Source organism: Methylobacterium sp. WL120 (assembly GCF_008039465.1).
Lineage (GTDB): Bacteria > Pseudomonadota > Alphaproteobacteria > Rhizobiales > Beijerinckiaceae > Methylobacterium > Methylobacterium cerastii.
The window spans coordinates 1-4532 of the sequence record NZ_VRUT01000248.1 but is presented as its reverse complement, the minus strand read 5'-3'; the positions used below and the strand labels follow the sequence as shown (position 1 = coordinate 4532).

The following is a 4532-nucleotide window of genomic DNA, read 5'->3' as shown; positions in this document are numbered from 1 at the left end:
GGCGTCAGACGGGCTGCCGCCGCGCGAGCGCCTTCTGGCGATGGCGGCGGTGTCGCTCGCCATGACCATGGCGGTGCTCGATGGGGCGATCGTCAACGTGGCGCTGCCGGTGATGGCCAAGGACCTCGCCGTCGACCCGTCCGCGGCGATCTTCGTGGTCAACGGCTACCAGATCGCGGTGACGTCTGCTCTCCTGCCCTTCGCCTCGCTCGGCGACATCCTCGGCTACAAGCGCGTGTACCTCGCCGGGCTCACGGTGTTCGTGGCGGCCTCTCTCGCCTGCGCCTTCGCGCCGAGCCTCGGCTTCCTCGTCGCCGGGCGCCTCGCGCAGGGGCTCGGGGCCGCCGGCGTGATGAGCGTGAACATCGCGCTGGTGCGTTTCATCTACCCCCACCGGATGATCGGCCGCGGCGTCGGCAACGTCGCGCTCGTCGTCGCCGTCGCCTCGGCGGCCGGCCCGACGGTCGCCGCCGCGATCCTCTCGGTGGCGTCCTGGCCCTGGCTGTTCCTGGTCAACCTGCCGGTGGGCGGGCTCGCGCTCTTCGTCGCCTCGCGGACGCTGCCGGCGACGCCGCGCAGCGGCGCGCGGTTCGATGCGTTGAGCGCGGTGCTGAACGCGCTGACCTTCGGCCTGCTGATCGTCGGCGTCGATCGGCTCGGCGACCCCGCCGGGCGGATGGTCGCCTTCGCCGAGATCGGGGCGGCGATCGCGGTCGGCGCGGTGTTCGTGCTGTACCAGCTGCGCCTGCCGGCGCCGCTGCTGCCGGTGGACCTGCTGCGGATCCCGGCCTTCGCGCTGTCGATGGCGACCTCGATCGCCGCGTTCGCTGCGCAGATGAGCGCCTACATCGCCCTGCCCTTCTACTTCCAGGACGTGTTGCACCTCTCGGGCACGCAGACCGGCTTCCTGATGACGCCGTGGCCGATCGCGATCGCGGCGATGGCGCCGATCTCCGGACGGCTCGCCGACCGTTACCCGCCGGGCCTGCTCGGGGGCGTCGGCCTCGGTCTGATGGCGTCCGGCATCGCCGCGATGGCGCTGCTGCCGGCCGCGCCCGCGACCCTCGACGTCGTCTGGCGGCTGACGCTGTGCGGCCTCGGCTTCGGCCTGTTCCAGACCCCGAACAACAAGGTGATCATCACCTCGGCCCCGCGCGAGCGCAGCGGCGGCGCCAGCGGCATGCAATCGACCGCCCGGCTCACCGGCCAGTCGCTGGGCGCGGCGATGGTGGCGGTGATCTTCGGGATCACCCACGGCGCCGGGTCGGACCGGGCGGTCTCGGCGGCGTTGTGGTGCGCGGTGCTGCTCGCGCTGTTCGGCGGCTGCGCCAGCGTGCTGCGGCGGGGCAGGGCCGGGTAGGCTGCATGCCACCTGGGCCGCGGGGGCCGCGTTGACGGACATCCACAACAGGGATCGACCAGCATGGACATGAACCTGAAGGGCCGCAGCGCCCTCGTCACCGGCTCCACCGGCGGCATCGGCTACGGCATCGCCAAAGCGCTGCTCGAGCTGGGCGCCCGCGTCGGCATCAACGGGCGCACGGCCGAGCGCGTCGAGGCGGCGATCGCGCGCCTGCGCGCGGAAAACCCGGCGGGCGAGCCCTTCGCGGCGGTCGGCGACGTGGCGACGGCCGAGGGCGTCGATGCGCTCGTGGCAGCGCTGCCGGACGTGGACATCCTGGTCAACAACACCGGGATCTTCGAGCCCAAGCCGTTCTTCGAGATTCCGGACGCGGACTGGCAGCGCTTCTTCGACGTCAACGTGATGAGCGGCGTGCGGCTGTCGCGCGCCTACGCACCGGGGATGGTGGCGCGCGGCTGGGGCCGGGTGGTGTTCATCGCCAGCGAGTCCGGCATCAACATCCCGGTCGAGATGGTCCATTACGGGATGACGAAGACCGCGCAGCTCGCAGTCTCCCGCGGGCTCGCCGAGACGGTCTCCGGCACCGGCGTGACAGTCAACAGCGTGCTGCCCGGCCCGACCCTTTCGGAGGGCGTCGCCGAGTTCATGAAGCAGATGGCCAAGGGATCGGGCGAGGCCGACCTCGATGCGCTCGGCCGGAAGTTCGTCGCAGAGCACCGGCCGACGTCGCTGATCGGACGGCTAGCCAGCGTCGAGGAGGTGGCCAACATGGTGGCCTACGTCTGCAGCCCGGCAGCGAGCGCGACCAGCGGCGCGGCGCTCCGGGTGGATGGTGGCGTCCTGCGCAACATCGCGTAGCGGGCGGACGACGCGCGGGGCGGCGCGAGGCCGCCCCGTTCGGGCGCCCGCCGGCACGGGACGATCCGGGAACGAGGTCTCCGGACCGGGCCGAGGACGGGGCGCGACCGGCTCAGGCCTTCAGGTGGGCGGCGAGGTGCTTGTTCATCTCGAACATGCTGCACTTGTCCTTGCCGAAGACCTTCTTGAGCTTGTCGTCGGCGAGGATCTCGCGCTTGTTCTCCGGGTTCTGGAGATTGTGCTTCTTGATGTATTCCCAGACCTTGCTGACGACCTCGCCGCGCGGGATCGGGTTGGTGCCGACGATGGCGCCGAGGTCGGCCGAGGGCTTCAGCGGCTGCTGCAGGGCGTTGGGCTTCGCGCCGGCGGCGGCCTTGGTCGCCTTGGGGGCCGCGGCCTTCGCGGGCTTGGCGTCCTTGGTCTCTTTCGCCGCCTTCGGAGCGGCCTTTTCCGTCGTCTTGGTTGCCATGGGGGTTCCTCCGGTTCTCGCTGCGAGCGTGAACGTGACATCCCCGCAGCAGGGGGTAGCCTAGCAGCAAGAACTAAGGGCTAGCGCTGCCGTTCCAAGGGAAAACAGGAACAGTTCCCGTTATCATCCACAGGGTGTGACGCCAGCGGGCACACGTGGCGCCGGATTTCGTGCGGCGAAACCCTTTCTTCACCGGATCGGAAGACAGATCCGAGGATGGTCAGCACCGCCCTCGCCCTCGCCTTCGTGTCCGCGTTCGCCCTGGTCCTCGGCCTGGGACTCGGCATCGCGTCCGAGCCGAATGCTTGCGAGCGACCGCCCGGCGCCGGGCTGGTCTGAGGTCGGACGCCCGCCCCGCATCGAAGACTTGGAATCGACGTCTTGCGCGCAGGCGCGTCCTTCGCCTTGCACGCAAGACGCGATACGGGCGAACCGGCCGGCCGCCCGGACGTTTCAGGCGGCGGAGGACGGCCCTCCCCGCCTTCGTCCTCCCGCCGCGGAACGCCCCTTCCATGTCGAGCCTCGAGCCGAACACCCTCGACGGCATCGCGCACATCATCCAGGTGGCGCTGACGCCGGTGTTCCTGCTGTCCGGGGTCGCGACCCTGCTCAACGTCTTCGGCGCCCGCCTCGCCCGCGTCTCGGACCAGGCCGAGCGGGTCTCAGGCCTGCTCGCCGGCGCGACCGAGACGGAGCGCCTGCGCCTCGACCACCGGCTCGACCGCCTGCGGTTGCGCGCGCTGCTGCTCGACGCGGCGGTGGTGCTGGCGGCGCTCTCGGGCGTCTCGACCTGCGGCGCCGTCCTCACGCTCTTCGTCGGCGCGCTCCGCGACGCCACCGTGGCCGGCGTGCTGTTCGCGCTGTTCGGCGCGGCGATCCTGTGCACGCTCCTGGCCCTGGTCGCCTTCGGCGCCGAGATGCTGTTTGCCAGCCACGGCGTCCGCAACCGGGTCGCCCTGCGCCGGGCCGAGGCGGAAGCCGGGCCGGAAGGCTGAGACGCGGCGGAACCCATCGCGAATCCGGGCTTTCCTAGGCCGACGCCCGGATCACCGGGCGACCCAGTCCTTGCGATAAGGGAGATCGCGATGCCGACGGAACTTCCCAACGAGCGCAGCATCCGCAAGCCCGGCTCGATGGAGCTCGACCCCTCCGGCGAGGGCGTGGCCATCGACGAGACCGCCCGGCTGATCGCCTCGAACAAGGTCGAGGGCACGGCGGTCTACGACGCGGCCGGCAAGCACCTCGGAACGGTGCACAACTTCATGGTCGACAAGGTCTCGGGCCAGGTCGCCTACGCGGTGCTCGCGTTCGGCGGCTTCCTTGGCCTCGGCGAGAACCACCACCCGCTGCCGTGGAAGGCGCTGACCTACAGCGTCGAACTAAGCGGCTACGTGGTCGACATCGACCCGGCGACGCTCGCCGGCGCGCCGAGCCACGGCCCGGGCGAGGACGGCTTCGCCGACCCGGCCTATGGCGGCCGGCTCGACGACTATTACGGCCCGCGGCTGACGGCGGCCGTCTAGAACGTGACGGGTTAAAGCATTCTCTTCACGCGAGCCGGCATCCACCTCGCTTGAAAATGCTCTAGAACTTGCCACCGAGGCCGACGCCACCGCCCGGGGTCAGGGCCGGCGCCATCGAGCTCGACGAACCGCCGGCGGTCGGCTCTCCGTCGATCTCGTCGCGGCGGATGCGGCGCGGGCCGTCATTGGCCGCACGCGCCTCGTTGCGCTTGTCGCGGGGCAGGTCGAGGGTCCGGGTCGGGGCGGTCGCCAGCGGGCGGCCGTCGGCGTCGACGTTGGCCATGCGTGCCTCGCGGCCCGGCAGGGCGCTGCGCAGCGA

General features: G+C 71.3%; 7 protein-coding genes. 5 read left to right on the top strand and 2 right to left on the bottom strand.

Annotation, left to right across the window (positions count from 1 at the left end; genetic code table 11):
• Together FV229_RS25450 and FV229_RS25445 are read left to right on the top strand one after the other, a co-directional pair.
• A partial coding sequence (locus FV229_RS25450; RefSeq protein WP_348644205.1) for an MFS transporter occupies positions 1-1360 on the top strand: 1360 nt, incomplete at its 5' end.
• A gap of 63 nt (positions 1361-1423) precedes the next feature.
• On the top strand, positions 1424-2221 hold the full coding sequence (locus FV229_RS25445; protein WP_147754596.1) for an SDR family NAD(P)-dependent oxidoreductase: 798 nt from the start codon (positions 1424-1426) through the stop codon (positions 2219-2221).
• Between the two features lie 112 nt (positions 2222-2333).
• Here FV229_RS25445 and FV229_RS25440 read toward each other — a convergent pair whose 3' ends face one another.
• Positions 2334-2690: an SWIB/MDM2 domain-containing protein gene (locus FV229_RS25440; protein ID WP_147754595.1), complete on the bottom strand. Its 357-nt coding sequence runs from the start codon at positions 2688-2690 to the stop codon at positions 2334-2336.
• A gap of 216 nt (positions 2691-2906) precedes the next feature.
• On the opposite strand from FV229_RS25440, the gene FV229_RS28525 reads away from it, so the two are divergent.
• The 3 genes from FV229_RS28525 to FV229_RS25430 all read left to right on the top strand — a co-directional run bounded on the left by FV229_RS28525 (position 2907) and on the right by FV229_RS25430 (position 4213).
• On the top strand, positions 2907-3029 hold the full coding sequence (locus FV229_RS28525; RefSeq protein ID WP_281406031.1) for a hypothetical protein: 123 nt from the start codon (positions 2907-2909) through the stop codon (positions 3027-3029).
• Positions 3030-3202: 173 nt separating this feature from the next.
• Entirely contained in the window at positions 3203-3685 is a 483-nt protein-coding gene (locus tag FV229_RS25435; RefSeq protein ID WP_147754594.1) for a DUF2721 domain-containing protein, read from the top strand.
• A gap of 90 nt (positions 3686-3775) precedes the next feature.
• Positions 3776-4213 carry a PRC-barrel domain-containing protein gene (locus FV229_RS25430; protein WP_147754593.1) on the top strand — a complete coding sequence of 146 codons (438 nt, stop codon included), beginning with the start codon at positions 3776-3778 and terminating at the stop codon, positions 4211-4213.
• Between the two features lie 61 nt (positions 4214-4274).
• Here FV229_RS25430 and FV229_RS25425 read toward each other — a convergent pair.
• Positions 4275-4532, bottom strand: a 258-nt coding sequence (locus tag FV229_RS25425; RefSeq protein ID WP_210246628.1) for a hypothetical protein, incomplete at its 5' end; no start/stop codon positions are given.

Excerpts from the sequence above, each read along its gene's own strand:
- FV229_RS25445 (WP_147754596.1), top strand. The coding sequence starts at position 1,424 with ATGGACATGAACCTGAAGGGCCGCAGCGCCCTCGTCACCGGCTCCACC.
- FV229_RS25440 (WP_147754595.1), bottom strand. The coding sequence starts at position 2,690 with ATGGCAACCAAGACGACGGAAAAGGCCGCTCCGAAGGCGGCGAAAGAG.
- FV229_RS28525 (WP_281406031.1), top strand. The coding sequence starts at position 2,907 with ATGGTCAGCACCGCCCTCGCCCTCGCCTTCGTGTCCGCGTTCGCCCTG.
- FV229_RS25435 (WP_147754594.1), top strand. The coding sequence starts at position 3,203 with ATGTCGAGCCTCGAGCCGAACACCCTCGACGGCATCGCGCACATCATC.
- FV229_RS25430 (WP_147754593.1), top strand. The coding sequence starts at position 3,776 with ATGCCGACGGAACTTCCCAACGAGCGCAGCATCCGCAAGCCCGGCTCG.